Genomic DNA, 22809 nt, shown 5'->3' with positions numbered 1-22809 from the left:
GCTCCTCAGTCCTCCTTGACGCGCCCAGGCCAGCCTGCTTGTGGCACGTTGTCATATCCATGCTAGATCCATCGGGGTCACGCTGGTTTTTCGTAGATGCGCACTTGAGGTGCGGTCTACCGGGACTTTCCACGCCTGTGGCGCGTTCCCGTTTGGTGCCTGGCCGCCGGAGGCGGCGCACCGTCAGCCTCGCGAACCTTCCGGGCGACACAGGCCCGACGCGAGCCGGCACAGGTCCAGGTGCAAGCGGGCGACGAGCTTGATTCGGGTCACGATCCTCAACTATATGCGCGGGACTCACATGTGACCGCCAAGTGTTCAGCCCTTGAGATCGTGCCGGGGTTATCCTCGAAGTCTGGAGGCGGTATGAGTGGTTATTTCGGCTCATATGCCGTGGTCGTCGCCCTCTTCCTCGTCGGCGTGGCGATCTTCGCCGGCGGTCTGTTCGTGAACCGCATGTTACGACCCAGCCGGCCGACCCCCGAGAAGCTCACGACGTACGAGTGCGGTGTCGACCCCGTCGGCGAGGGCTGGGCGCAGTCGCAGATCCGCTACTACGTCTTCACCTATCTCTACGTGGTCTTCGCCGTCGACGCCGTGTTCCTCTTCCCCTGGGCCACCGTCTTCGCCGCGCCCGGGTACGGCATGACGACGCTGGTGGAGATGTTCGTCTTCCTCGCGTTCATCGCGCTCGGCATTCTGTACGCCTGGCGCAAGAGGGTGCTGGGCTGGACGTGACCCGACCGGCCACGGGGAGGACAATGGACGGCATGGCGGTGACCGCATGCCCGTGAACGATCTCCCGATGCCCACGGTGGGGCCGGTGTCCCGGCTGGCGCCCAAACCGATGAAGTTCGTGCTGAACTGGGGCCGTCGCTACTCCCTGTGGGTTTTCAACTTCGGGCTGGCCTGTTGTGCCATCGAGTTCATCGCCACGTCGATGAGCAGGCACGACTTCATCCGCTTCGGGGTGATCCCGTTCGCCAACGGGCCCCGGCAGGCCGACCTGATGATCGTGTCGGGCACGGTGACGGACAAGATGGCCCCGGCCGTACGCCGGCTGTACGAGCAGATGCCCGATCCCAAGTACGTCATCTCGTTCGGCGCCTGCTCCAACTCGGGCGGGCCGTACTGGGACTCGTACTGCGTCACCAAGGGCGTCGACCAGATCATCCCGGTGGACGTGTACGTCCCCGGCTGCCCGCCCCGCCCCGAGGCGCTGCTGCACGGGATCATGAAACTCCAGGAGAAGATCGCGGCCGAGACGCTGGAGGACCGCTACCTGCCGGAGGCGGACGCATGAGTGCGGACGCCGTGCGCGAGCGGTACGGCTCACGCGTCACCGACTCCTTCGGCCAGGACGTGCTCGACGTGGACCCCGGCGAGTGGGTCGAGGCACTGGCGTTCGCGCGGTCGGCCGGGTTCGAGTTCTTCGACTGGCTGACCGCCGTGGACGAGCCGCCCGAGGCGTTCGCCGTCGTGGCCCACGTGTTCGACCCGGTCGCGTTCGCGCACCTGCTCGTGCGCACCCGGGTCCCGCGCGCCGACCCCCGCCTGCCGACCGCCACCGGTGTCTTCCGCGGGGCGAACTGGCACGAGCGGGAGACGTACGAGATGTTCGGCGTGGTCTTCGACGGCCACCCGGACCTGCGTCCGCTGCTGCTGCCGGACGGCTTCGAGGGCCACCCGCTGCGCAAGGACTTCGTGCTGGCCGCCCGCGTCGCCAAGGCCTGGCCCGGAGCCAAGGAACCGGGGGAGTCCGGCCACGGCTCGCCGAGCCGCCGAAGGATGTCGCCCCCGGGCGTGCCGCCCGACTGGGCCTCCGGCTGAGAGGGGTTCCATGGCCGAGGTGCTCGACGTCGCGGTCCGGCTGGTCGTCGTGGTGGCGGCGTTCCTGCTGCTGCCGCTGATCGTCGGGCAGATGGAGCACAAGGCCATGGCCCACATGCAGTCCCGCCTCGGGCCGATGTACGCCGGCGGTTTCCACGGCTGGGCCCAGCTCCTCGCGGACGGCGTCAAGTTCGTCCAGAAGGAGGACGTGATCCCGGCGGCGGCCGACCGGCGGGTGTTCGCGATCGCCCCGGCGGTGGCGCTCGTGCCGTACCTGGTCGTGATGGTCGTGATTCCGGTCGGCCCCGGGCTGGCGGCCGTGGACCTCGACGCGGGGCTGTTCTTCGTGCTGGCGGTGATGGGCGTCGGCGTGCTCGGGGCGATCATGGCCGGGTGGGCCTCGGCCAACAAGTACAGCGCCCTCGGCGGCATCCGGGCCGCCGCCCAGCTCATGTCGTACGAGCTGCCTCTGGTGCTCGCGGCCTCCAGCGTGGCGATGGCCGCGGGCACGTTGTCCCTTCAGGGCATCGCCGAGCAGTGGCGCTGGTGGTGGCTTCCCTGGCAGGCGATCGGCGCCTTCGTCTTCTTCGTCGCCGGACTGGCCGAGCTGCGCCGGCCGCCGTTCGACATGCCGATCGCCGAATCCGAGCTCATCATGGGCCCGATGACCGAGTACACCGGGTTTCGCTTCGCCCTGTTCATGCTCGCCGAGTACGCCGGGATCGTCGTCCTGTCCGCCCTGACGACCGTGCTGTTCCTCGGCGGCTGGCAGGGCCCGCTCCTGCCCGGACCGGTCTGGACGCTCGTCAAGGTCTTCGCCCTGGCCTTCGTCGTCATCTGGGTCCGGGTCAGCTATCCCCGGATGCGCGAGGACCAGCTGCAGAAGTTCGCCTGGACCGTCCTGGTGCCCCTCGCTCTCCTCCAGCTCGCCCTCACGGGCGTCGTCAGGGTCCTCACCGCCTGATCGGCCTCACAACGGGCACCTCCACCCCGGCCACCCCGCCGTCGCCTCGTCCTCCCACGTGGACAAGGTTTTTCCCTGGTAGACCGTGTCGGCATGGCTTGCGACCCAGGTCGTGAAGGCGGCATTGGGTTGGATTTGGCCTTTGACCAGCCAACTCCTGGCGGAAAGGTCGCTTCTGGGGATGACGCCGCTGTCTATGAGACATTGCACGACAGCCACGAGCGCCTCCCCGCGGCGCTGAACGTCGTCGGGAGACGGGACGGGGCGCTGCTCGCCACGCTCACACCCCGCGAGCAGCAACATCGCCGCGATGCTAACCAAGCCAACGGTGCGTCTCGTCATCGCTGGTCCCCCATCGCGCTCCTCGCTTCCTCCACCCAGTCGTCGAGTCGTCTCCCACCGAGCACTGTCTCTCCGTGCGCGCTCAGCCAGGCGGTCAGGTTGCGATTGGGCACGACCTTCCCGTCTCTGAACCACGTCGCGTCCGCCGGTGGTTGGAGGACGCCCGCGTTCACCAGCCCTTTCACGACGGGGAGCTCCACGCCGAAGACGGCGTTGCGAAAGGCCTCGTTGTTCTTCTGCTGGGCTTCGGCAGCGTGCCCGGTGTCAAGGGAATCGTTCACGACCGGTGCTGTCACCCCTGTGAGGAATTGGGCGATGGTGCCGGGACCCCACGAATTGGAGAAGCTCAGTGCTCCGAAGCCTCCTGTAAGTATGGAAAGGGCCACCTGGTTGCGGGTCGCCTCTTCATCCTGCTTCTGTGCCGACGCGAACTGCCGGCCGTTCTCGACGCGTTGAATAAGTCCATAGAGGCCGGCCATCTCACGCAAGAAGTTCTCATCGCCCGGAGCCTTCACAGTCGCCGTCACCGCGGACGCTATCCGGGCATCCGCCAGCCCCTTGAACACGCCCAGTTCTCGAGGATCACGTAACGCCTGGTCGAGAAACCTCTCCAGTTCGGACCGGTTGACGATCGCCACCCAGGGATTGCCTTTGACATCGCCGAGAGGCGTCGCACCTGACCCGTACTCACGGCTCGCTCCCTGAGCGAAATCAGCGATGTAGCGCTGCGCGGTGTGGATCAAAGACTGCCGGATCGCGGTGGGGAGGGTGCTTTCCGGGTGGAGCTTGGAGAAGTCGGCGGTGGCTTGGACGATGTGGACGACGGACCAGGCCGACTCTTTCGCGTCGGCGGAGGTGCCGCGTTCCGCGGAAACGGCGGCCTTGAGGAAGGCCGCCGTGGGCGCGGAGAGATCCACCTGGCCGGTGAGCGGAAGCGTGCCGCCCGGGTGCACGTACGAGCTCAGGAAGGGGCCAGGGTCGTAGCCGGGGGTGTGCCAGGAGTCGCTGACGAGCATGCGGGCGTACTTAGGGCCGGTGGCCGGGTCGCCCAGCACGTGCCGGGCGGCCATCCCGTTCTCCGCGGCCCGCTGGAGGACGGCCCCCACGGCGTCGTACTCCGCCATCAGCCGCTGGTGACGTGACGCGTCGACGTCGGTCTCCAGCTTGCCTCGGGTGGGCGGCCAGATGGTCTTGCCGGCGGCGCGGGCGTCGAGCATGGCGCGGGTCAGGTCGGCGAGCAGGCGGGAGTCCCACGACCTGCCCTCGGGGCCGTACTTCACGAGCATGCCGACCGACCAGGGGTCGGAGCTTCCGGTGAGGGTGGCGCGGGCCGCGGCGGGCAGCAGGGGGCGGCGGTCCTTGCCCGTGCCGACGCGCATCTGGCTGGCGGCGGCCAGGGACGCCCCGAGCGCCCGCAGTACGCTCACGCTCTCCGCGCTGAAAAGGGCGCTACCCGCCCGTTCGTAGAGCGCGCGGGCGGCCCGCAGCGCGAGCGGGCCCGCTCCCGCCCAGAAGGCCGCCTGGTAGTCCTTGTCGGCCAGGTGCCGCCGCATACTGTCCGGCAGTCCCAAGAGGGCGATGCGTGCGTCCTCGGGGTCCTTGGCCGCGAGGGCGGCGGCCAGCGTCTCCGCGTCGCGCTGGCCCTGGTAGCCGCTCTGCCCCGTCGCCTCCCAGTCCAGCCGTACGTTGGGCGGCCGATTGAAGGTGAGGCCGGGAACGCCGGGCGCAGGGCCCAGCGCGCTCCAGCCCTGCTGCCGCGCCAGTTCGTACGCCCTGGTCGTGCGGGCATCCATGTCGCGGACGTCGTCGAGCGCGGCGGCGATGAGGCCGGGCAGCGCGGTGACCGCGACTTCGCCCCCCCATTTCTGCATTTTCTGCTGTATGAGCGGACTATACCGGGCCAGCAACTCATGAAGCTGTTCCAGTCGTTTGGCCAGCTCCTTGAGATTTTCGGGATCGACTCCGACGAATTCCCCCATGGCGATCCTTCCCGGTGTGGCGGCCTACGAGGCGGCTTTGCGGCGCTCCGCCTCCTCCACACGGGCGATCAGGTGCGGCTGCTCGGCGAGCACGGCGTCGAACAGCCTGGTGAGCTGGGTCCTCCTGGCGTTCCAGCCGGCCGCCCAGCGGTCGGCCGCCGGGCCCTGCCAGGTGTGGTCACCGAACAGGGCGGGGACGGCGCTGAGTACCTGGAGGATCTCCCGCACGGCGGTGGCGGCCGCGGCCATGTCCGCCCTACATTCGGCGATCTCCGGTGACGTCACTGGCCCTCCCGTTCCTCACGGCCGACGCACCGTAAAGCCTAAGGAAACGCCGATCGGTCAGCCAGGGATATGTGCGACGACAACCGGGATTACCGAATGACTATGGGAGATAAATGCCGTATTCGGCGAGATCGGCGGTGAGGTTCGGAGGCAGGGACGCGGCGGCCGAGACGTCCTCGGCGGAGACGAAGCCGCCGACCTGGTCGCGTACGCGCACGATCTGGTCGGCGAGCGCGGGGGTCAGGCCGGGCAGGCCGGCGATCACCGAAGCGGGGGCATGGTTGACGTCGACGAGACCGCCGTCGTCGTACTGCCGGGGCAGGTCGGGCCGCCCGATCCGCAGCTCGCGCGCCATGACCGGATCGTGCTCCGCCAGTTCCCTGGCCTGCTGCCGCAGTGCGCGGCGCTGCTGGGCGATGGCCAGCGCGTGCTCGTTCCCGGGCGCGTACGGCGTGGCGTCGCCGAAGACCTGTCTCCTGACCGCGAGCGAGTGCACGGTGCCGAAGAGCCAGGGGCCGAGCATGCACAGGACCATGACGATGGACGCCAGAGCCGGCGCGTCCGTGCCCTCGTACAGCTCGGACAGGTAGATCCAGGCGCCGGTGGCCGTGGCGTACCCGGCGGAGGCGGCCCCGTACCACGCGCTGCGCTTGCGGATGGCGGCGTACAGCATGCTGAAGGGAGTGCCGAAGCCGCAGGTGTACAGCGGGGCGAGCGCCCACAGGTAGCTGGGGGCGCTGGAAGGCCGCCGCACCGGGGGCGGTGGGGATGGCGGCATCGGCGGGGAAGGGGGTGGTGGCACGGGTGACTGTGCATGCGGCGCCGGATGCGCGCCGTAGGGGCCCGGCCACTGTTGCCCGTACGGTCCCCGTTGCCGGTACGGATTCTGTGGTCCCTGCCCCTGCGGTCCGTGTGGTCCGTTCCCTTGCGGTCCGTGTGGTCCGTGCCTCTGCGGCCCCTGCGGCCCCTGTCCGTGCGGACCGTGCGGACCGTTCCCTTGCGGTCCGTGTGGTCCCTGCGGTCGTTGCGGTCCGGGCGGGTAACCTCCCGGCCCCCCATAGCCGTTCATGGTCCAGACGATACGGATATGTCGGTGTTTGCGCTGCCCCCTTCTCCCCACACGCTGTGGACAACCTGGGGATGACCATGTGGATGATGTGGAAAACCGTCGGGATGGAGTCACACGTTCACTCGCCGCCGATAGTGCGCGATGATGAGCGTGTGGCGCGCATTCCAGGAGAAGGGCTGGCCAAGGGCCTGGCCGTGACGATGCGGCACATGCTGCGTAAGTCGGAGACGCAGCAGTACCCGGAGGTTCATCCCGACCTGCCCGCCCGGAGCCGGGGCGTCATCGCCCTGGTCGAGGAGAACTGCACCGTCTGCATGCTGTGCGCGCGGGAGTGTCCCGACTGGTGCATCTACATCGACTCCCACAAGGAGACCCTGCCCGCGCCCGAGGGCGGCCGTCCGCGCGCCCGCAACGTGCTCGACCGCTTCGCGATCGACTTCTCGCTGTGCATGTACTGCGGCATCTGCATTGAAGTGTGTCCCTTCGACGCGCTGTTCTGGTCGCCGGAGTTCGAGTACGCGGAGTACGACATCCGCGATCTCCTCCACGAGAAGGACAGGCTGGGCGAGTGGGCCGCGACCGTGCCCCCGCCGCCGGCACACGAGGTCGGCGCCGAACCGCCGAAGGAACTGTCGGCCGGATCGCGCCCTGCGTCGGCCGGCCGTACGGGGCGGCCCGCGCAGGTGAAGGGACCGGCCGAGGGCGCGTCCGCGGCCCAGGAGACGGCACAGGACACGGCCCAAGAGACGGCCCAAGAGACGGCCCAAGCGATGGGGCAGGACCCCGCCCAGGGGACGGCGCGGGAGATCGCGCGACCGGCGGCCGAACCGGCGGATGCCCCGGAGAACCGCCCGCGGCGTGAGCCGCCGCGAGCCATGCGCGACATCCGCTCCATCCGGCCGCCGGGCTCGCTGCCCAGGAAGAACGGATCGTCGCCGGAGGAGAAGGACGGGCCAGAGGGGGAGCGATGACCTCCCAGGCTCCGGGGTTGTGGCCGCCCTCGGGGCCTGAGATCGTCTTCCTGTTGCTCGGCGCCGTCGCCGTCGGCTCGGCGCTGCTGGTCGTCACGACCAGGCAGCTCGTCCACGCGGCGCTGTGGCTGGTCGTCTGCTTCGGCGCGCTCGCGGGCGGCTATCTGGTGCTGACCGCCGAGTTCGTCGCCTGGGTGCAGGTGCTGATCTACGTGGGCGCGGTCGTGGTGCTGCTGCTGTTCGGGATCATGCTGACCCGTGCGCCCATCGGGCCCTCCGCAGGCCTCGACTCGGGCAACCGGTGGGCCGCCGCGCTGGTCGCCGTCGCGACCGCCGCCGTGCTCGTCACCGTGGTCGTCACCGGCTTCCGCACGGCGTACGCGCCGCTCCGGCCCGGGCAGGGGTCGGCCGGCTCCCTGGGGGCGAGCGTCTTCCGCACCTGGGTGCTGCCGTTCGAAGCGCTGTCGGTGCTCCTGCTCGCCGCGCTGATCGGCGCGATCGTCCTGTCCCGCACCGACATCAGGGGGCGGGAATGATCTCGTTATCGGCCAGACCCGCGGTCCGAAGGCGGTGAACGCGATGCACGTCGTCTACCCGGTGGTGGTCTCCGCCCTGCTGTTCTCCATCGGTGTGTACGGCGTGCTGGCCCGGCGCAACGCGATCCTCGTGCTGATGTCGGTCGAGTTGATGCTCAACGCGGTCAACCTCAACCTGGTGGCCTTCGACGTCTGGCTCGCCGACCGTCTGCACGGCGGTCAGGTGCTCACGCTGTTCGTCATCGTGATCGCCGCGGCCGAGGTCGGCCTGGGGCTGGCGATCGTGCTGGCGGTCTTCCGCACGCGGCGGACCGTCGACGTCGACCGGTTGCGCGCGCTCGCCGAAGTCGTACGGACACCCGGCTCGGGGCGCCCGGAGGGGGAGGACGTCTCGTGATCGCCGTGGTGGCCCTGATCGTCCTGTTGCCGTTCGCCGCCGCCGCGGCCGGGCTGCTCGCGACCCGCCTGGGCACCCGGAACCTCGGCGCTCGCGGCGAACCGGCGGCGTACCGGCGGGCGGCCTGGGTCGCGGTCGTCCCGGTCGCGGTGTCGGCGGCGCTCACGGTGTGGCTCGCCGCGGCCCTCGCGCACGGTGCGGCCCCGGCGGACGGGCGCTTCTGGTCGGAGCTGCTCCCCGGGCGGGCCGAGGGCACGCTGACGCTGGTCGAGACGGGAACGGCGCCGATCTCCCTGACTCTGCGCGCCGACGGATTGTCAGTGCTCGCGGGCATCCTGGTCGTCGTGGTCGCGCTGGCGGTGCAGGTCTACTCGGTCGGGTACATGCGGGACGAGCCCCGCTACCCGTCCTACAGCGCGTTCGTCAGCCTGTTCACCAGCGCCATGCTGCTGGTGGTCTACGCGGGGGACCTGATCGTCCTCTACGTCGGCTGGGAGATCATGGGCCTGTGCTCCTACCTGCTCATCGGGCACTGGTGGGAGGACCGGGCCAACTCCCGGGCGGCGGTCAAGGCGTTCCTGGTCACCCGGCTCGGCGACGTCGGCTTCCTGTTCGGGATCTTCATCCTCGGCACGGCCGCGGGCAGCTTCCGGATCGACGACGTCCTGCGCGCGGACATCCTCCAGCACGCCGGAAACAGGGGCGCGCTGATCGCCGCGACGCTGCTGCTGCTCGCCGGGGTCGCGGGCAAGAGCGCGCAGGTGCCGCTGCAGACGTGGCTGCCCGACGCGATGGCCGGGCCCACCCCGATCAGCGCGCTCATCCACGCGGCCACGATGGTGGCCGCGGGGATCTTCGTCGTCGCCCGGCTCTATCCCGCCTTCATCGCGGCGCCGACCACGCTCGACGTGCTGGGCGTGGTCGCGGCCGTCGGCATGCTGGGCGCCGCGCTGGCCGCGCTGGCCCAGAGCGACCTCAAGCGCGTGCTGGCCTACTCGACGATCAGCCAGCTCGCCTACATGGCCGCCGCGCTGGCGGCCGGGTCCGACCGGGCGGCGATGTTCCACCTGGTGTCGCACGGCGCGTTCAAGGCCCTGTTGTTCCTCTGCGCGGGCCTGGTCATCCACCACGTCGGGTCGAACCTGATCAGCCACATGGGCGGGTTGCGCACCGCCCTTCCCGTGACGTTCTGGACGATGACCATCGGCTTCGCCGCCCTCGCGGGACTGCCGCCGGCGAGCGGCTTCTTCAGCAAGGACGCGGTGATCTCGGCGATCGAGCACGGCACGGGTCCCGCCCAGCCGTTCGTGCAGGCGTCGGCGCTGCTGACCGTGGGCGTGACCGGGGCGTACGCCGCCCGCGCGTGGCTGCGCACGTTCTTCGGTCCCACCCGGATCGAGCCGCTCGCGGAGCCGCCGCCCGGTGTCGCCCACGTCTTCGACGGCAGGGAGGCGCCCGCGTCGATGCTGTGGCCGGCCGGTGTGCTGGCCGTGCCCGCCCTCTTGCTAGGCCTCGCCGGTCCGATGACCGGCATGGAGATCGAGTGGGGACCGGCGGCCGTCAGCCTCGCCGTGGCGCTGCTCGGCGCGGGGATCGTGTACGCCGTGTGGCGGGCCGCGCCCGAGCAGGACCCCGCCCGCGTGCTCGGCCCGTTCCGGGTGCCGTGCGAGCGTGCTTTCTACGTCGACGCCGCGTACGCGGCGCTGGTCGCCCGGCCCGTCCTGCGCCTGGCCCGGGGGGTGGTCCGCGCGGACGCGCGGCTGGTGGACGGCGCGGTCCGGGGTTCGGGCCGGGCGACGCTCGGCCTGTCCACCCTGGTGCGGCTCGCCCAGAACGGCAACGCGCAGCTCTACGTCACCGGCCTGCTGGCCGGGATCGTGCTGATCGCGGTCGCGGCGGTGGTGCTGACATGACGCGGCTGGCGCACAACGGCGGCACGCGGCTTCACGCGGTGGTGGTGACGACGTGAGCTGGCTGCCGATCACGCTCGTCGCCGTGCCGCTGCTGGGAGCGCTCATCGCCCCTGCCGTCCGGGACAAGGCGGTGACCTGGGGGATCGCCGTCTCCGCCGTGGTGCTGGCCCTCGCCGTCACGCTCGCCGCGGTCTTCGACCACGCGCGCCCCGCCGCCATGCAGCTGCGGACCGACCGGCCGTGGATCCCCGGCCTCGGCCTCCGGTTCCACCTGGGCGTGGACGGCGTCTCGCTGCCACTCGTCGTGCTGACCGCGTTGCTGACGTTCCTGTGCTTCGTCCACCTCGCGGGGCACCCGCCCGCGGGGGGCCGCACGGGCACACTGGTCGTCACGCTGCTCGTGCTCGAGGTCGGCATGATCGGCACGTTCCTCGCCCTCGACCTGCTGCTGTTCTTCGTGTTCTTCGAGGTCGTGCTCGTCCCGATGTACTTCGTGATCGCCCTGTGGGGTGGCGCGGGCAGGCGCGCGGCGGCGCTGAAGTTCATCCTCTACACGCTGCTCGGCTCGGCGATCCTCCTCATCGGCCTCCTCGTGGTCTGGACGCAGGCCGGCACCCTCGACATGGTCGCGCTGGCCGCCCGGCACGGCTCGGGAATCGCCCGGTCCGCGCAGATCATCGCGTTCCTCGCCATCGGGCTGGGTCTGGCGGTGAAGACGCCCATGTGGCCGCTGCACACCTGGTTGCCCGACGCGCACACCGAGGCGCCGACCGTCGGCTCGGTCCTCCTCGCGGGCGTGCTGCTCAAGATGGGCTCGTACGGCTTCGCCAGGATCGCGATCCCGGTGCTTCCCGAGGGCGCCGCGGCCCTGGCCCCCTGGCTCGGCGCGCTCGCCGTCGTGGGCATCGTGTACGGTTCGCTCGCCTGCCTGGCCCAGCGCGACCTCAAACGGATGATCGCCTACTCGTCCGTCGGCCACATGGGCTTCGTGCTGCTCGGGTTCGCCTCGCTCACGCCGGTGGGCCTGAACGGCGCCCTGTTCGCCAACGTCGCCCACGGGCTCATCACCGGACTGCTGTTCTTCCTCGCCGGAGCCGTGAAGGAGCGGTACGGCACGGCCGACATGCGGCGGCTGGGCGGCGGCATGCTGCGCCGCCTGCCGTACGTCGCGTCGCTGCTGACCTTCGCCTGCGTCGCCTCGCTGGGCCTGCCCGGCCTGGCCGGGTTCTGGGGGGAGATGCTCGCGCTGCTCGGCGCGTTCCGCCCGGCCACGGAGCTCTCCCGGCCGCTGTTCCTCGTGTTCATGGCCGTCGGCGGGTTCGGCACGGTGCTCACGGCGGCCTACTTCCTGCGCATGCTCTCCCGGGTGACGCACGGCCGGCCGGTCGAGACGATCCCGCCGGGGCCGCCGCTCGCGACCGCCGAAGGCGTACGCGCGGTGCTGAGCGAGGCGGGGGAGGGCGCCGAACCGGTCGAGCCGGTCGCGGCCGGGGCCGCGGTGGCCGCTCTGGAGGGGGAGGCCGACGTCGTGGTGGACGCCGGAGGGGCCGGTGCGACGGGCGCCGCCCAGGCCCGCGGGGCAGGCGCCGCCGATGCCGGCGACGCCGCCGGGGCGCGGCGGCGGTTCGGGGACGTCACCGCCCACGAGTTGGCGGCCTGGCTTCCGCTGGTGGCGCTGATCGTGCTGTTCGGCCTGTGGCCGAAGGCCCTGCTCGCCGTCACCACGCCCGCCGTGCAGGCGCTCCTCGGACCGGGGGCGGCGCCATGACGGGCGGGGTGATCCAGTCCATCGACTACGCCGCCGTGGCGGCGCCCCTGGTCCTCGTGCTGGTGGCCGGGCTCGTGCTGCTGCTGGACGCGTTCCTGCCCGCCCGGCCCGGCGGTGCGCGGGTGCTCGGCCTCGTCACGCTCGGCGGCCTGGCCGCCGCCCTGGCCGCGGTGGCCGTCCAGGCCGCGAGCGGCGCGACCCGGCGCACGTTCTGCGTCCCCGCCTCCCTGGCGGGAGAGTCCGCCGCGGCGTCGTGCTCGTTCGTCGCGGACCGCTTCTCCCTGGTCGTCGCGGCGGTCGTGCTGGCCGCCGGGCTGGTGGTCGTGCTGCTGTCGATGACGGAGATCGCCGGCGCCGGGCCGGGAGAGCGCGGCCGGATCCCGGCCGGGGAGTGGTACTTCCTGCTGCTGGCCACGCTGGCCGGGGCCGTCCTGCTGCCGGCCTCCCGCGATCTCGTCATGCTGGTCGTGTCGCTGGAACTGGTGTCGCTGCCGGTCTTCGCGCTGACCGCGCTCAGGCGCCATGACGGCCGCGCGGCGGAGGCGGCCCTCAAGCTCTTCCTGGTCTCCGTGGTCTCCACCGCGATCACGTTGTTCGGCGTATCGCTGCTCTACGGCGTGACCGGCTCGGTCCACCTCGACCGGATCGACGCCGCCCTGCGCACGGCCGGGGGCCTGGTCGGGGGCACGGCCGGGGGCACGGGAGGGGACCTGGCCCAGGTCACGGCAGCGGCCATGGTGCTGGTCGTGGCGGGCTTCGCGTTCAAGATCGCGGCGGTGCCGTTCCACTTCTGGGCGGCCGACGTCTACCACGGCGCCCCGATCCCGGTCGCGGCACTGCTGTCGGTGGTGTCCAAAGCGTCGGGCTTCGCCGGGCTGATCCTGCTGCTGACGTCCGCGCTGCCGGGAAGGGCGGCGCTGTGGGCTCCCGGAGTGGCGGTCGTCGCCGCGCTGACGATGACGGCGGGCAACGTCCTCGCCATGCGGCAGCGCGCCGCCGTACGGCTGCTGGCCTGGTCGTCGGTCGCGCAGTCGGGCTACATCCTCGCGCCGCTGGCCGCCTACGCCGCCGAACCCCGCGTGGCGGTCGGGGCGTCGATCGCCTACCTCGTCTTCTACGCCGCGATGAACCTGATCGCCTTCGCGGTGGTCATGCTGGTGTCGCGGCGCGAGGGCGGCGACCTGGAGGCGTACCGGGGGCTGGTGTCGCGGAGCCCGGCCGCCGGGCTGGCCCTCGCCTTCTCCCTCGTCTGCCTGGCCGGCCTGCCGCCGGGGCTCGCGGGTCTGTTCGCGAAGATCGTCGTCTTCCGGGCCGTCGTGGACGGCGGGCTCGGCTGGCTGGCCGTGGTCATGGCGGCCAACACGGTGGCGGGGCTGTACTACTACATCGCCTGGACCGCCCGGCTGTTCGCGCCGCCCGCGGCGGGCGAGAGCCGTACGGTCACGACGAGAGCGGCGGCCGGGGTCGCCGTCGCCGTCACGGTCGCCGTCACCGTGGTCTTCTCCGTCGCCCCGCAGGTGGTGCTGTCCGTGACAGGGTGAGGCGCGTCACGGGGAACGTTCGTCCAGACCATGCGCGTTGGTAGGGCGGGACGCACCGAGCCGTGAGGAGGAGGCGTGCACCACAACCGCCTGCGCACCGCGGCTCTGCTGGGGGCGCTGTCCGCGTCGCTCCTGGTGGCCGGGGCCTGGCTGGGGGGTGGCACGGGCGCACGGATCGCCGTCGTGGCCGCGCTCGTGGTCAGCGGCGTCGCCTACTTCTGCGCCGACAGGATCGCGCTGTCGGCCATGCGGGCCCGGCCCGTGGCCGAGGTGGAGCAGCCGGTCCTCTACCGCGTCGTCCGCGAGCTGTGCACCGAGGCCCGGGGGCCGATGCCCCGCCTGTACGTGTCCCCGACCATGCAGCCCAACGCGTTCGCGACCGGCCGCAACCCGCGTGACGGGACGGTGTGCGTCACACACGGCCTCCTCGGGCTGCTGGACGAACGCGAACTCAAGGGCGTGCTCGGCCACGAGCTGTCGCACATCCACAACCGGGACATCCTGATCTCCTCGGTCACGGGCGCGCTCGCCACGATGCTCACGTACTTCGGGTACGCGGGCCTGCTCTTCGGCTCCGACGACGACGAGGGTCCGGGGTTCCTCGGCGCGGTGCTGGTGATGATCCTCGGGCCGGTCGCGGCCACGATGATCCAGGTGGCGATCGCGCGCTCACGGGAGTTCGCGGCCGACGACGCCGGCGTACGGCTGACGGGCGACCCGCTGGCCCTCGCCTCCGCGCTGCGCAAGATCGAGATGGAGGTCCGCAGGCTGCCGCTCCCGGAGAACGGCAGGCTCGCCTCGGCCGGCCACATGATGATCGTCAACCCGTTTCGGGGCACCCGCATCGGCAGGTTGTTCGCGACGCATCCGCCGGTCGCCGCGCGGATCGCCCGCCTTGAGCGGATGGCCGGCTATCGGCGGTGACGCGGCGAACCCCGTTCAGGAGTGCTGGGTGACCGGGTCGGTCTCCGCGGGGCTGAGGGCGGGCAGCCCGTCGATGCTCTCCCGATTGTGCTTGGCGCGGTAGTCCCGCCGCTGCTGGACCTCCTTGCGCCCCGCCCACTCGTCGAGCAGCGTGCGGTCCTGCTCGTACGCCATGAAGGGCACCGAGTAGCCGCACGAGTCGGCGATGCGGTCGCAGCTCACCACGATGACCGAGCGCACCCCCGGATGCGGCCCGAAGAGCGTGAGCAGGTCGGCGAAGCCGGAGTCCCCGGGGGTCACCACGCGGCCGGTGCCGAACAGGCGGACGATCTTCGGTGGCCCGCCGAAGGCACAGAACATCAGCGTGACGCGGCCGTTGTCACGGATGTGGGCGATGGTCTCCACGCCGCTGCCGTCGAGGTCGAGGTAGGCCACCGTCGTGTCGTCGATGACGGCGAAGGTGTCGGAATATCCCTTCGGGGACACGTTGACGTGGCCGCCCCGCTCGGGAGCGGTGGCGACGAAGAAGACCGGCTGCGTGGTGACGAACTCGCGCAGCCGGTCGGTGAGCTTTTCGTAGATCTTGCCCATAACCGGACGATAACCCGCGTCACTCGCCGGGCAACCACCAGGTCCACAGGCTGGACTTCACCCGGAAGGAGTCCAGCTTGGTGGCGGCGCCGGTGCCGGGGTCGAGGCCGCGGACCACGACGCCGGTCGTCTCGCCGGTCTTCGCCGAGTCCAGGGTCTCCCAGAGCGTGAGACCGCCCTCGGGCGTCCACTCCAGGCGCCTGGCCGACTCGTTCTTGGGCACGCGGACGTCGACGGCCTCGCCCACGGTGTCGTTCGACAGGTCGTACACCCGCAGCCGCTGCCTGCCCGAGGTGGTGGTGATCAGCACCGCCACGGAGGAGCCGTCGTCGGCGAGCGCCATCGGGCTGTTGTTGGCCACCACCTGCGGCACGACCTGGGTGTTCGTCTGCCGCCCGTCCTGGTCGTAGACGCTGAACCGGCTGGTGTTCTCGGCGGTCCCCCGGGTGACGAGCAGGTGCTTTCCGTCGGGACTGAAGCCCAGGATCGCGTCGCGGGACGGGATCTCGCGCACCTTCCCCGTACGCACGTTCACGAGGAGGGACGGCGCCTTGTCGTTCTCGTCGTAGTAGTCGATCGTGAGCAGGCCGCCGTCCCGTGACAGGGTCGTGGCGAGGTCGCCCGTGCCGATGCCCTTGGGCGGCTTCGACACCGCGCGGGGGAGCACGCGGACCTTGTTCGTGGTGACGTCGCGGACGACGAGCATGCCGTCCTTCTGCCGGAAGTACGACACGTGCCGCCCGTCGCCGCTCACTGAGACAGGCGCGTGGGACTGCTTGTCGATCTTCCCCTTGGCCGTGCGGGGGAACACCGCGGCGTCCTTGAGCACGCTGTCACGGCCGTCGCGGAGCAGCAGGTGCCACGAGCCGCAGGGGTAGTAGTTGTCCTTCTTGTGGCAGGACTTCAGCCAGGCGTACCGGACGGGGGACGCGGAGGCCGCCGTGGCGGAGGCGGCTCCCGTACGCGCCTCCGCCTGTGCGGCGCCGGCGAGGGTGGTCAGCGCCATGGTGGCCGCCGCCGAGAGGGCGAGGATCGCGGGCTGTCTCATCGGAGTGCCTTTCGTCTCGCCTGGATAGATGCGGTGCGACGACGGAAGGTTCTGTCACGAATGGGCCACGACGGGGCCGGGCGCGGAGACGAGGCGGGCACGGAGACGAGACGAGGCGGGCGCCCGCGACGGCCCCGCCTCGTCTCGTGTCGTCCGCGTCAGACGCCGGGATGCAGCACGCGGCTCAGGAATCCGCGGGTCCGCTCGTGCTGCGGGTCCGCGATGACCTGCTCGGGCGGCCCGTCCTCGACGATCACGCCGCCGTCCATGAACACCACGCGGTCGGCGACCTCGCGGGCGAATCCCATCTCGTGGGTGACGACCAGCATCGTCATGCCGTCCTCCGCGAGCTGCCGCATGACCGACAGCACGTCGCCGACCAGCTCGGGGTCGAGCGCCGAGGTCGGCTCGTCGAACAGCATCAGCGAGGGGTTCATGGCGAGCGCGCGGGCGATCGCCACCCGCTGCTGCTGGCCGCCCGACAGCTGGGGCGGGTAGGCGTCGATCTTCTCGATGAGACCGACCTTCTCCAGGTTCTCCCGGGCGACGCGCTCGCACTCGTCCTTGCGCCGCTTGAGCACCCGCTCCTGCGCGATCGTGACGTTGCGCCGCACGGTCAGGTGCGGGAACAGGTTGAACTGCTGGAACACCATGCCGATGTGCCGCCGGGCGGCGTCGATGTCCACGTCCGGATCGGTCAGGTCGACGCCGTTCACGATCACCTGACCCGAGGTGGGCTGCTCCAGCAGGTTCACGCACCGCAGCAGCGTCGACTTGCCCGAACCGGACGGCCCGATGACGCAGACGACCTGGCCGCTCTCGACCGTGAAGTCGATGCCGCGCAGCACTTCCAGGCTGCCGAACGACTTGTGCAGGTTCCTGATCTCGACGGCGCTCATCGGTGCGCTCCCTGACGTGCTTCCAGCCGCCTCGCGACGTACCCGAGGGGGATCGTGATCAGCAGGTACGTCAGGCCGGTCGCGAGGATCGGCGTGGGGTTGGCGTGGGTGGAGGACTGGTCGTTGCCGAACTTCGCCAGCTCGACCTGCGCGGCCGTGACGCCGAGGATCAGCACGAGCGAGGAGTCCTTCAGCAGCGTGACGAGCTGGTTGGTGAGCGGCGGCAGCACGATCCGGATGGCCTGCGGGATGACGATCGAGATCATCGCCCGCATGTGCGGCATGCCGAGCGAACGCGCCGCCTCCATCTGCCCCTTCGGCACCGCCTGGATGCCCGCCCGGAAGTTCTCCGCCATGTACGCCGCCGAGACGACGCCGAGCCCCAGCGCGGCGCTGCCGTACACTCCGCCGGGCAGTTCGAAGCCGGGGAACGCCAGCGGCAGGCTGCCGATCAGCAGGAAGATGAGCAGCATCGGCAGACCGCGGAAGATCTCGATGTAGACCGCCGACAGCCACCGGTACGGCGCGACCGAGGACAGCCGCATCAGGGCCAGCACCAGACCCAGGACGAACCCGAGGACGAAGCCCGACACCGTGTAGATGACGGTGTTGCGCAGCGCCACCGTGAACAGGTCGGGCAGGCCCTGACGGGCGACGTCGAGGTTGAAGAACGACTGGCGGATCGCTGCCCAGTCGGCCAGGGCGGCCAGGACGCCGACGATCACCACCAGCACGGCGTACTGGACACCCCGGCTGATGCGCTGCTTCTTGCGCGGGCTGAGCCCCTTGCGGGGCTCAGCGGCGGCGGCGTCCTGCTGTTCGCTCACAGCACTCATGATCCGGCGGCGGGCGACTCGGTTCCGGTCTCAGCCGGGCTCTCGGCGCCCGAACCGTCACCGGCCGTGGCGCCGGGCTCGGTGCCGAACCACTTCTTGTAGATCTCGTTGTAGGTGCCGTCGGACTTCGCGGCGGCGATGACCTCGTCGACGACCTTCTTGAGCGCCTCGTTGTCCTTCTTCATGCCGATGCCGTACTGCTCACCGGTGTCGAGGCTCGCGACGTGCTCGAACTTGTCGCCGACGTCGCCCTTCTTCAGCCAGGTCAGCACGACCGGGAGGTCCTGCACGATCACGTCCGCCTGGCCGGTCTGCAGGCCGAGCAGCTCCTTGGGCGAGTCGGCGAACTCGATCGGCTCGAAGCCCTGCTTCTTGACGTAGTCGAGGCCGGTCGTGGACGCCTGCGCGCCCAGCTTGAGGTTCTTGGCCTTGACGTCGTCCAGCGAGGTGATCCCGCTGCCCTTCTTGGCCATCAGCGCCTGGGTGGCGTCGAAGTACGGCTCGGAGAAGAGCAGGTTCTGCTGCCGCTCCGGCGTGATCGTCATACCGGCGGCGGCCACGTCGCACTTGCGGGCGTTCAGGGCGGCGCCGCTCTTGATCGCCGCGAAGTCGATGTCGACGATGTCCTGGGTCACGCCCAGCTTCTTGGCGACCAGGTCGACGATGTCCACGTCGAACCCGACGACCTTGTCGCCCTGGTTGAACTGGAACGGCTCGTACGGGATGTTCGTGCAGGTCGTGATCTTTCCGGCGTTCACGAGGGCGACGCCGCCCGGGGCGGCCGAGGCCGTCGCCGTGCCCGAATCGGCGGAGTCGCTCCCGCAGGCGGACACGGCGAGCGCCGTCGCCAGCACCGCCGCGCCGATGCTCGCCGCTTTCCGATAGGTGGACCAGGGAGCCACACCGGCCTCCTTGCTGTGGTGCGAAAACGTCTGAGGCGCAGTTTAAGCGCCCCTTATGACGGATTGGCCACCGCATGGGTCGGAGCCAGTAACGTCTGTGAAACCTGGTGTCAGGGATTCAGGCCTTCCGTGAGCACGTTGAACCGTTCGAGCATCCGCGCGAGCAGCCGCACGTCCTCCTCCGGCCAGGCGGCCAGCAGCGTGCGCAATTGGCCCTCGCGGGCGGCCCGCGCGTCGTCGAGCCGTTTGCGGCCCTCGGGCGTGAGGGCCAGCAGGTGGGCCCGGCCGTCCTCCGGGTCGGGACTCCGGCTGATCAGCCCCAGCTCCTCCAGCACCTTGAGCTGGCGGCTGATCGTCGCCCGGCCGACCCGGAGGTAGGCGGCCAGGTCGCTGGACCGCATCGGCGAGCTCTGGTCGATGCGGACCAGCAGGCCGTACGCGCCGGGGTCGAGCTCGGGATGCACCTTGCGCCCCATGCCGGCGGAGAACGCCTTGGCGCGCCGGAGCAGGATGGCGAGCTGCCGCTCGACCGCGCAGTACGCCTCGCGCTCGCCGGCCGTCGGCGGTCGGGGAGCGATCTCCGCCTGCGTCATGGCCTGCCTCCTTCCGCCTGCGGTGGGCAGGGCGTTCAGCCGCGCACCGCCTGGATGTCCAGCTCTACCTTCAGTGTCGCGCCGATCAGCGAGATCCCGGCCTGGACGACCTGGTTGTAGGTCATCGCGAAGTCCTCGCGGCGCAACTCGGTGACCGCGTGGAAGGCCGCCCGCAGCCCGCCCCACAGGTCCGGGCCGGTGCCCAGGTACGTCATGTCGAGATCGACAGGGCGGCTGACGCCGCTAAGCGTCAGCACGCCGTGTACCGTCCACCGGTCCGGGCCCGCCGGCGACAGCCCGGTGCTCCGGTAGGTGATCACCGGGTGCACCGGGACGTCGAGGAAGTCCGCGGACCGCAGGTGATCATCGCGCATCCGGCTGCCCGTGTCGATGGATTCGGCGACGATCTCGGCGACCACGGACGACTCCTCCGGCGTGGCGCCCATGTCGATCCGGCCGGAGAACTCGGTGAACCGCCCCTGCACGCTGCTGAGACCGAGATGTCGGGCCGTGGCCGAGATCTTCGAGTGTTCGACGTCGATCATCCACACGCCGGGCGGCGGGAGCTCGGTGCCGCCCTGCCGGGCCAGCACCAGCGTGCCGGCCTCGGCGGCGCCCGAGGCGGTCGCGATCGCGGTGGACGCGGCCGGCGCGTACCCGATCGCGGTCGCGACCACCGTGTACACGCCCGGCCGCAGCGGGGCGGTGGCGACCTGCCCGTCGGCGTCCGCCTCCGCCCGCGCCACCTGGCGGCCGGTCGTGTCCGTCACCGTGACGACCGCGTGCTGGACGGCCCAGCCGTCCTTGCTGAGGACCATGGCGTGCAGCCCCCCGGGGACCGTCTCCGAGACGCTCATCGCTCGTGTCCCAGCCACACGTCGTACGGCTCGTCGCCCTGGCCGCCCAGATTCAGCGTGCTCGCCACGGGCGGGTAGCCGCTGGCGACGATGGTGTACTGCCCGCCGGTGAGGTCGGTGAAGGCGTACTCGCCGTCCTCGGCGGTGGTCGCCACGCCCACCACGTTGCCCGCGGCGTCGAGCAGCGTGACCCTGGCGTCGGCCAGCGGCACGCCGTCCTTGACGCGGACCGTGCCCCGCACCCGTGCGCCGGGCAGCAGCACGACGTCGTGCCGGGTCTGGCCGGTGCCCAGCACCTCGACGGGGACGGCGGCCGGGCGGTACGCCGCGCCGCTGACCGTGAGCGTGTAGGTGCCGGCCACGATGCCGGAGAAGGTGAAGCCGCCCTCGGCGTCGGTCGCGCTCGTGGCCACGACCTCGCCGCGCACGTCGGTCACGACGACCACCGCCTCGGCGACCGGCGCACCGTCCGTCCCGCGTACGGTGCCGACGAGCCGGCCCGAGGCCGCGAGCACCATGTCGAAGTCCACCGGCTGGTCGCCCACGACCAGTGTCGCGACCTGCGGCTCCCGGTCGCCCGCCGACGCGATCAGCACGTACGTCCCGCCGCCCGGCGTCTGGAGCGCGTAGCCCCCGTCGTCCCGGGTGACCGTACGGCCGAGCTGGTGGCCGCGTACATCGATCAGCGTGAGCGTGGCGCGGCCCACGGGCACGCCGTCCTGGCCCTTGACGAACCCGCGGATCTCCACGCCGTCCGGGCCGTGCGTCTCCGTGGCGACGGCGGCGTACGGCTGGGCCTGCGTGGCGGTGAGGACCTGCGCGTTCAGGGGCTGCGCGTTCAGGGGTTGCGTGAGGGCGTGACCGTTCGGCGAGGCGACCTCGGCGCCGGTCGTGATCGGCCGCTGCCTGTCGCGCTGCGCGTGACGTCCGGGCGCGGCGCCGTTGCGCTGGTGGGAGATCTCGGGGGTGAGGGTCTCGTCGGGTTCCCGCGCGTCGGCGCGGACGCTGATCGCGCTGGTCCGCAGCGGGATCTCCTTGATGAACAGCACGGCGATCAGCGCGAGGAAGGCGGCCGGCGCGGCGTAGAGGAACAGGTCGCCGACGCCGTGGCCGTACGCGCTCTCGACGACGGCGCGGATCGGGGCGGGCATCGCGGCGAGGTCGGGGATCGCGCCGCTGTCGCCCCCGGTCCCGCTGACGCCCAGCGCCGACAGGCCCTCCTCCAGGTAGTTCTTGACGCGGTGGACCATCACGGCGCCCAGCGCCGACACGCCGATCGCGCCGCCGAGGGACCGGAAGAACGCGACCACCGAGCTGCCCGCGCCGAGGTCCTCCGCCCGCACCTCGTTCTGCACGGCGAGCACGAGGTTCTGCTGGCTCATGCCCACGCCCACGCCGACGAGGAACATGAAGACGGCCACGATCCAGTAGTCGGTGTCGTACCGCAGCGTGCCCATGAGCGCGAAGCCGGCGGTGAGGAAGAACGTGCCGGAGACCAGGAAGACCTTCCAGCGGCCGCTGCGCGTGATGATCTGCCCGGAAATAGTCGAGGAGAGCGCCAGGCCGAGGATCATCGGCAGCGTCATGAGGCCGGCCACCGTGGGCGTCTCACCACGGGCGAGCTGGAAGTACTGGCTGAGGAAGGTCGTCGCGCCGAACATGGCCACGCCGACCAGCACGCTGGCGACCACGGAGAGGCTGACCGTCCGCATCCGGAACAGGCGCAGCGGGACGATGGGCTCACTGGCCTTCGTCTCGACCAGGAGGAACAGCGCCGCGAGGACGACGGCCCCGCCGACCATCGCGCCGGTCTGCCACGACAGCCAGTCGTACTTGTTGCCCGCGAAGGACACCCAGATCAGCAGCAGCGAGACCGAGGCGGCGATGAGGATGGCGCCGCCCCAGTCGATGCGCACCTCGCGCTTGACCACGGGCAGGTGCAGGGTCTTCTGCAGCACGATGAGCGAGATGATCGCGAACGGCACGCCGACGTAGAAGCACCAGCGCCAGCCGAGCCAGTCGGTGTCCACGATGAGGCCGCCGATCAGCGGGCCGCCGATCGTGGCGACCGCGAACACCGCCCCCAGGTAGCCCGAGTAGCGCCCCCGCTCGCGCGGCGGGATCATCGCCGCCATGATGACCTGGGAGAGCGCGGTGAGGCCGCCGACGCCCAGGCCCTGCACCACCCGCGCCGAGATCAGCATCGTGGGGTTCTGCGACAGGCCGGCGATGATGGACCCGATCACGTACACGGTCAGGCCGATCTGGATGAGCACCTTCTTGCTCGTCAGGTCGGCCAGCTTGCCCCAGATCGGCGTCGAGACCGTCGCCGCGAGCAGGGTCGCGGTGATCACCCAGGTGTAGGTCGTCTCGTCCGCCTTCAGCTCCACCATGATGGTGGGAAGCGCGTTCGCCACGACGGTCGACGACAGGATCGCGACGAACATTCCGAGCAGCAGCCCCGAGAGCGCCTCCAGGATCTCCCGGTGCGTCATTCCCGGGGCCGCCGTTCCTGGCGGCGTCTCCTTGGTCATCGGATTCGCCATCGAAGTCCTTCCCCGTGC

22 protein-coding genes are annotated in these 22809 nt (G+C 70.9%); 11 read left to right on the top strand and 11 right to left on the bottom strand.

Annotated elements, in window-relative coordinates; translation table 11 throughout:
- The first annotated feature begins 366 nt into the window (after positions 1-366).
- Genes ACWEQG_RS12645 through nuoH form a run of 4 tightly spaced genes read left to right on the top strand, consistent with a single transcriptional unit; the run spans position 367 to position 2794 of the window.
- Entirely contained in the window at positions 367-738 is a 372-nt protein-coding gene (locus ACWEQG_RS12645) for an NADH-quinone oxidoreductase subunit A (protein ID WP_169981257.1), read from the top strand.
- 46 nt (positions 739-784) lie between these two features.
- A complete protein-coding gene (locus ACWEQG_RS12640) occupies positions 785-1303 on the top strand; it encodes an NADH-quinone oxidoreductase subunit B (RefSeq protein WP_428833953.1) in 519 nt (172 codons plus the stop codon).
- The gene (locus tag ACWEQG_RS12635) at positions 1300-1830 is read left to right on the top strand and encodes an NADH-quinone oxidoreductase subunit C (protein ID WP_452284213.1); all 531 of its coding nucleotides are present in this window, start codon (positions 1300-1302) and stop codon (positions 1828-1830) included. The genes ACWEQG_RS12640 and ACWEQG_RS12635 overlap by 4 nt, the downstream gene beginning before the upstream one ends.
- 10 nt (positions 1831-1840) lie before the next feature.
- Entirely contained in the window at positions 1841-2794 is a 954-nt protein-coding gene (gene nuoH / locus ACWEQG_RS12630) for an NADH-quinone oxidoreductase subunit NuoH (protein ID WP_363464124.1), read from the top strand.
- Positions 2795-3132: 338 nt separating this feature from the next.
- Here the strand turns inward: nuoH and ACWEQG_RS12625 are convergent, their stop codons facing one another.
- The 3 genes from ACWEQG_RS12625 to ACWEQG_RS12615 form a co-directional block, all read right to left on the bottom strand.
- The gene (locus ACWEQG_RS12625) at positions 3133-5115 is read right to left on the bottom strand and encodes a hypothetical protein (RefSeq protein ID WP_452284211.1); all 1983 of its coding nucleotides are present in this window, start codon (positions 5113-5115) and stop codon (positions 3133-3135) included.
- Between the two features lie 24 nt (positions 5116-5139).
- Positions 5140-5364, bottom strand: a complete 225-nt coding sequence (locus ACWEQG_RS12620) for a hypothetical protein (protein WP_452284209.1) — start codon at positions 5362-5364, stop codon at positions 5140-5142.
- Positions 5365-5500: 136 nt separating this feature from the next.
- The gene (locus ACWEQG_RS12615) at positions 5501-6154 is read right to left on the bottom strand and encodes a ComEA family DNA-binding protein (RefSeq protein ID WP_452284207.1); all 654 of its coding nucleotides are present in this window, start codon (positions 6152-6154) and stop codon (positions 5501-5503) included.
- Between the two features lie 467 nt (positions 6155-6621).
- Between ACWEQG_RS12615 and ACWEQG_RS12610 the strand changes: the two genes are divergently transcribed.
- The 7 genes from ACWEQG_RS12610 (at position 6622) to ACWEQG_RS12580 (ending at position 14519) form a co-directional block, all read left to right on the top strand.
- Positions 6622-7440, top strand: coding sequence for a 4Fe-4S binding protein (locus tag ACWEQG_RS12610; protein WP_452284205.1), 819 nt, complete (start codon positions 6622-6624; stop codon positions 7438-7440).
- On the top strand, positions 7437-7976 hold the full coding sequence (locus ACWEQG_RS12605; RefSeq protein WP_452284203.1) for an NADH-quinone oxidoreductase subunit J family protein: 540 nt from the start codon (positions 7437-7439) through the stop codon (positions 7974-7976). Before ACWEQG_RS12610 ends, ACWEQG_RS12605 begins: the two co-directional genes overlap by 4 nt.
- Before the next feature lie 43 nt (positions 7977-8019).
- Positions 8020-8373 (top strand): NADH-quinone oxidoreductase subunit NuoK, encoded by a 354-nt coding sequence (nuoK, locus tag ACWEQG_RS12600; RefSeq protein WP_363464134.1) that lies wholly within the window; start codon positions 8020-8022, stop codon positions 8371-8373.
- Positions 8370-10286, top strand: a complete 1917-nt coding sequence (locus ACWEQG_RS12595; protein ID WP_452284201.1) for an NADH-quinone oxidoreductase subunit 5 family protein — start codon at positions 8370-8372, stop codon at positions 10284-10286. Before nuoK ends, ACWEQG_RS12595 begins: the two co-directional genes overlap by 4 nt.
- Before the next feature lie 52 nt (positions 10287-10338).
- Positions 10339-12054 carry a complex I subunit 4 family protein gene (locus ACWEQG_RS12590; RefSeq protein ID WP_452284199.1) on the top strand — a complete coding sequence of 572 codons (1716 nt, stop codon included), beginning with the start codon at positions 10339-10341 and terminating at the stop codon, positions 12052-12054.
- Positions 12051-13595 carry an NADH-quinone oxidoreductase subunit N gene (locus ACWEQG_RS12585; protein WP_452284197.1) on the top strand — a complete coding sequence of 515 codons (1545 nt, stop codon included), beginning with the start codon at positions 12051-12053 and terminating at the stop codon, positions 13593-13595. The genes ACWEQG_RS12590 and ACWEQG_RS12585 overlap by 4 nt, the downstream gene beginning before the upstream one ends.
- A 75-nt stretch (positions 13596-13670) precedes the next feature.
- The gene (locus ACWEQG_RS12580; RefSeq protein WP_452284195.1) at positions 13671-14519 is read left to right on the top strand and encodes a M48 family metalloprotease; all 849 of its coding nucleotides are present in this window, start codon (positions 13671-13673) and stop codon (positions 14517-14519) included.
- 15 nt (positions 14520-14534) lie between these two features.
- On the opposite strand, the gene ACWEQG_RS12575 is transcribed toward ACWEQG_RS12580, so the two are convergent.
- The 8 genes from ACWEQG_RS12575 to ACWEQG_RS12540 all read right to left on the bottom strand — a co-directional run bounded on the left by ACWEQG_RS12575 (position 14535) and on the right by ACWEQG_RS12540 (position 22791).
- Entirely contained in the window at positions 14535-15110 is a 576-nt protein-coding gene (locus ACWEQG_RS12575; protein WP_452284192.1) for a pyridoxamine 5'-phosphate oxidase family protein, read from the bottom strand.
- Positions 15111-15129: 19 nt separating this feature from the next.
- A complete protein-coding gene (locus ACWEQG_RS12570; RefSeq protein WP_452284190.1) occupies positions 15130-16158 on the bottom strand; it encodes a hypothetical protein in 1029 nt (342 codons plus the stop codon).
- 158 nt (positions 16159-16316) lie between these two features.
- Positions 16317-17057, bottom strand: a complete 741-nt coding sequence (locus ACWEQG_RS12565) for an amino acid ABC transporter ATP-binding protein (protein ID WP_363470552.1) — start codon at positions 17055-17057, stop codon at positions 16317-16319.
- Positions 17054-17893, bottom strand: a complete 840-nt coding sequence (locus ACWEQG_RS12560) for an amino acid ABC transporter permease (protein ID WP_452284188.1) — start codon at positions 17891-17893, stop codon at positions 17054-17056. Before ACWEQG_RS12560 ends, ACWEQG_RS12565 begins: the two co-directional genes overlap by 4 nt.
- On the bottom strand, positions 17890-18795 hold the full coding sequence (locus ACWEQG_RS12555; protein ID WP_452284186.1) for an ABC transporter substrate-binding protein: 906 nt from the start codon (positions 18793-18795) through the stop codon (positions 17890-17892). The genes ACWEQG_RS12560 and ACWEQG_RS12555 overlap by 4 nt, the downstream gene beginning before the upstream one ends.
- Before the next feature lie 110 nt (positions 18796-18905).
- Positions 18906-19388: a MarR family winged helix-turn-helix transcriptional regulator gene (locus tag ACWEQG_RS12550; protein ID WP_363470544.1), complete on the bottom strand. Its 483-nt coding sequence runs from the start codon at positions 19386-19388 to the stop codon at positions 18906-18908.
- Between the two features lie 35 nt (positions 19389-19423).
- Entirely contained in the window at positions 19424-20245 is an 822-nt protein-coding gene (locus ACWEQG_RS12545; protein WP_452284184.1) for a YceI family protein, read from the bottom strand.
- Complete coding sequence (locus tag ACWEQG_RS12540) at positions 20242-22791, bottom strand: MFS transporter (RefSeq protein ID WP_452284182.1); 2550 nt, start codon at positions 22789-22791, stop codon at positions 20242-20244. The genes ACWEQG_RS12545 and ACWEQG_RS12540 overlap by 4 nt, the downstream gene beginning before the upstream one ends.
- Positions 22792-22809: the final 18 nt, after the last annotated feature.

Source organism: Microbispora sp. NPDC004025 (assembly GCF_053604425.1).
The sequence above is the reverse complement of the archived record's forward strand: the minus strand, read 5'-3'. Positions and strand labels throughout refer to the sequence as shown.

Coding starts and splice junctions, on each gene's coding strand:
- ACWEQG_RS12560 (WP_452284188.1), bottom strand. CDS start 17,893: ATGAGTGCTGTGAGCGAACAGCAGGACGCCGCCGCCGCTGAGCCCCGC.
- ACWEQG_RS12605 (WP_452284203.1), top strand. CDS start 7,437: ATGACCTCCCAGGCTCCGGGGTTGTGGCCGCCCTCGGGGCCTGAGATC.
- ACWEQG_RS12645 (WP_169981257.1), top strand. CDS start 367: ATGAGTGGTTATTTCGGCTCATATGCCGTGGTCGTCGCCCTCTTCCTC.
- ACWEQG_RS12625 (WP_452284211.1), bottom strand. CDS start 5,115: ATGGGGGAATTCGTCGGAGTCGATCCCGAAAATCTCAAGGAGCTGGCC.
- nuoK (WP_363464134.1), top strand. CDS start 8,020: ATGCACGTCGTCTACCCGGTGGTGGTCTCCGCCCTGCTGTTCTCCATC.
- ACWEQG_RS12540 (WP_452284182.1), bottom strand. CDS start 22,791: ATGGCGAATCCGATGACCAAGGAGACGCCGCCAGGAACGGCGGCCCCG.
- ACWEQG_RS12565 (WP_363470552.1), bottom strand. CDS start 17,057: ATGAGCGCCGTCGAGATCAGGAACCTGCACAAGTCGTTCGGCAGCCTG.
- ACWEQG_RS12545 (WP_452284184.1), bottom strand. CDS start 20,245: ATGAGCGTCTCGGAGACGGTCCCCGGGGGGCTGCACGCCATGGTCCTC.
- ACWEQG_RS12570 (WP_452284190.1), bottom strand. CDS start 16,158: ATGAGACAGCCCGCGATCCTCGCCCTCTCGGCGGCGGCCACCATGGCG.
- ACWEQG_RS12550 (WP_363470544.1), bottom strand. CDS start 19,388: ATGACGCAGGCGGAGATCGCTCCCCGACCGCCGACGGCCGGCGAGCGC.
- ACWEQG_RS12640 (WP_428833953.1), top strand. CDS start 785: ATGCCCGTGAACGATCTCCCGATGCCCACGGTGGGGCCGGTGTCCCGG.
- ACWEQG_RS12585 (WP_452284197.1), top strand. CDS start 12,051: ATGACGGGCGGGGTGATCCAGTCCATCGACTACGCCGCCGTGGCGGCG.
- ACWEQG_RS12575 (WP_452284192.1), bottom strand. CDS start 15,110: ATGGGCAAGATCTACGAAAAGCTCACCGACCGGCTGCGCGAGTTCGTC.
- nuoH (WP_363464124.1), top strand. CDS start 1,841: ATGGCCGAGGTGCTCGACGTCGCGGTCCGGCTGGTCGTCGTGGTGGCG.
- ACWEQG_RS12620 (WP_452284209.1), bottom strand. CDS start 5,364: ATGGCCGCGGCCGCCACCGCCGTGCGGGAGATCCTCCAGGTACTCAGC.
- ACWEQG_RS12635 (WP_452284213.1), top strand. CDS start 1,300: ATGAGTGCGGACGCCGTGCGCGAGCGGTACGGCTCACGCGTCACCGAC.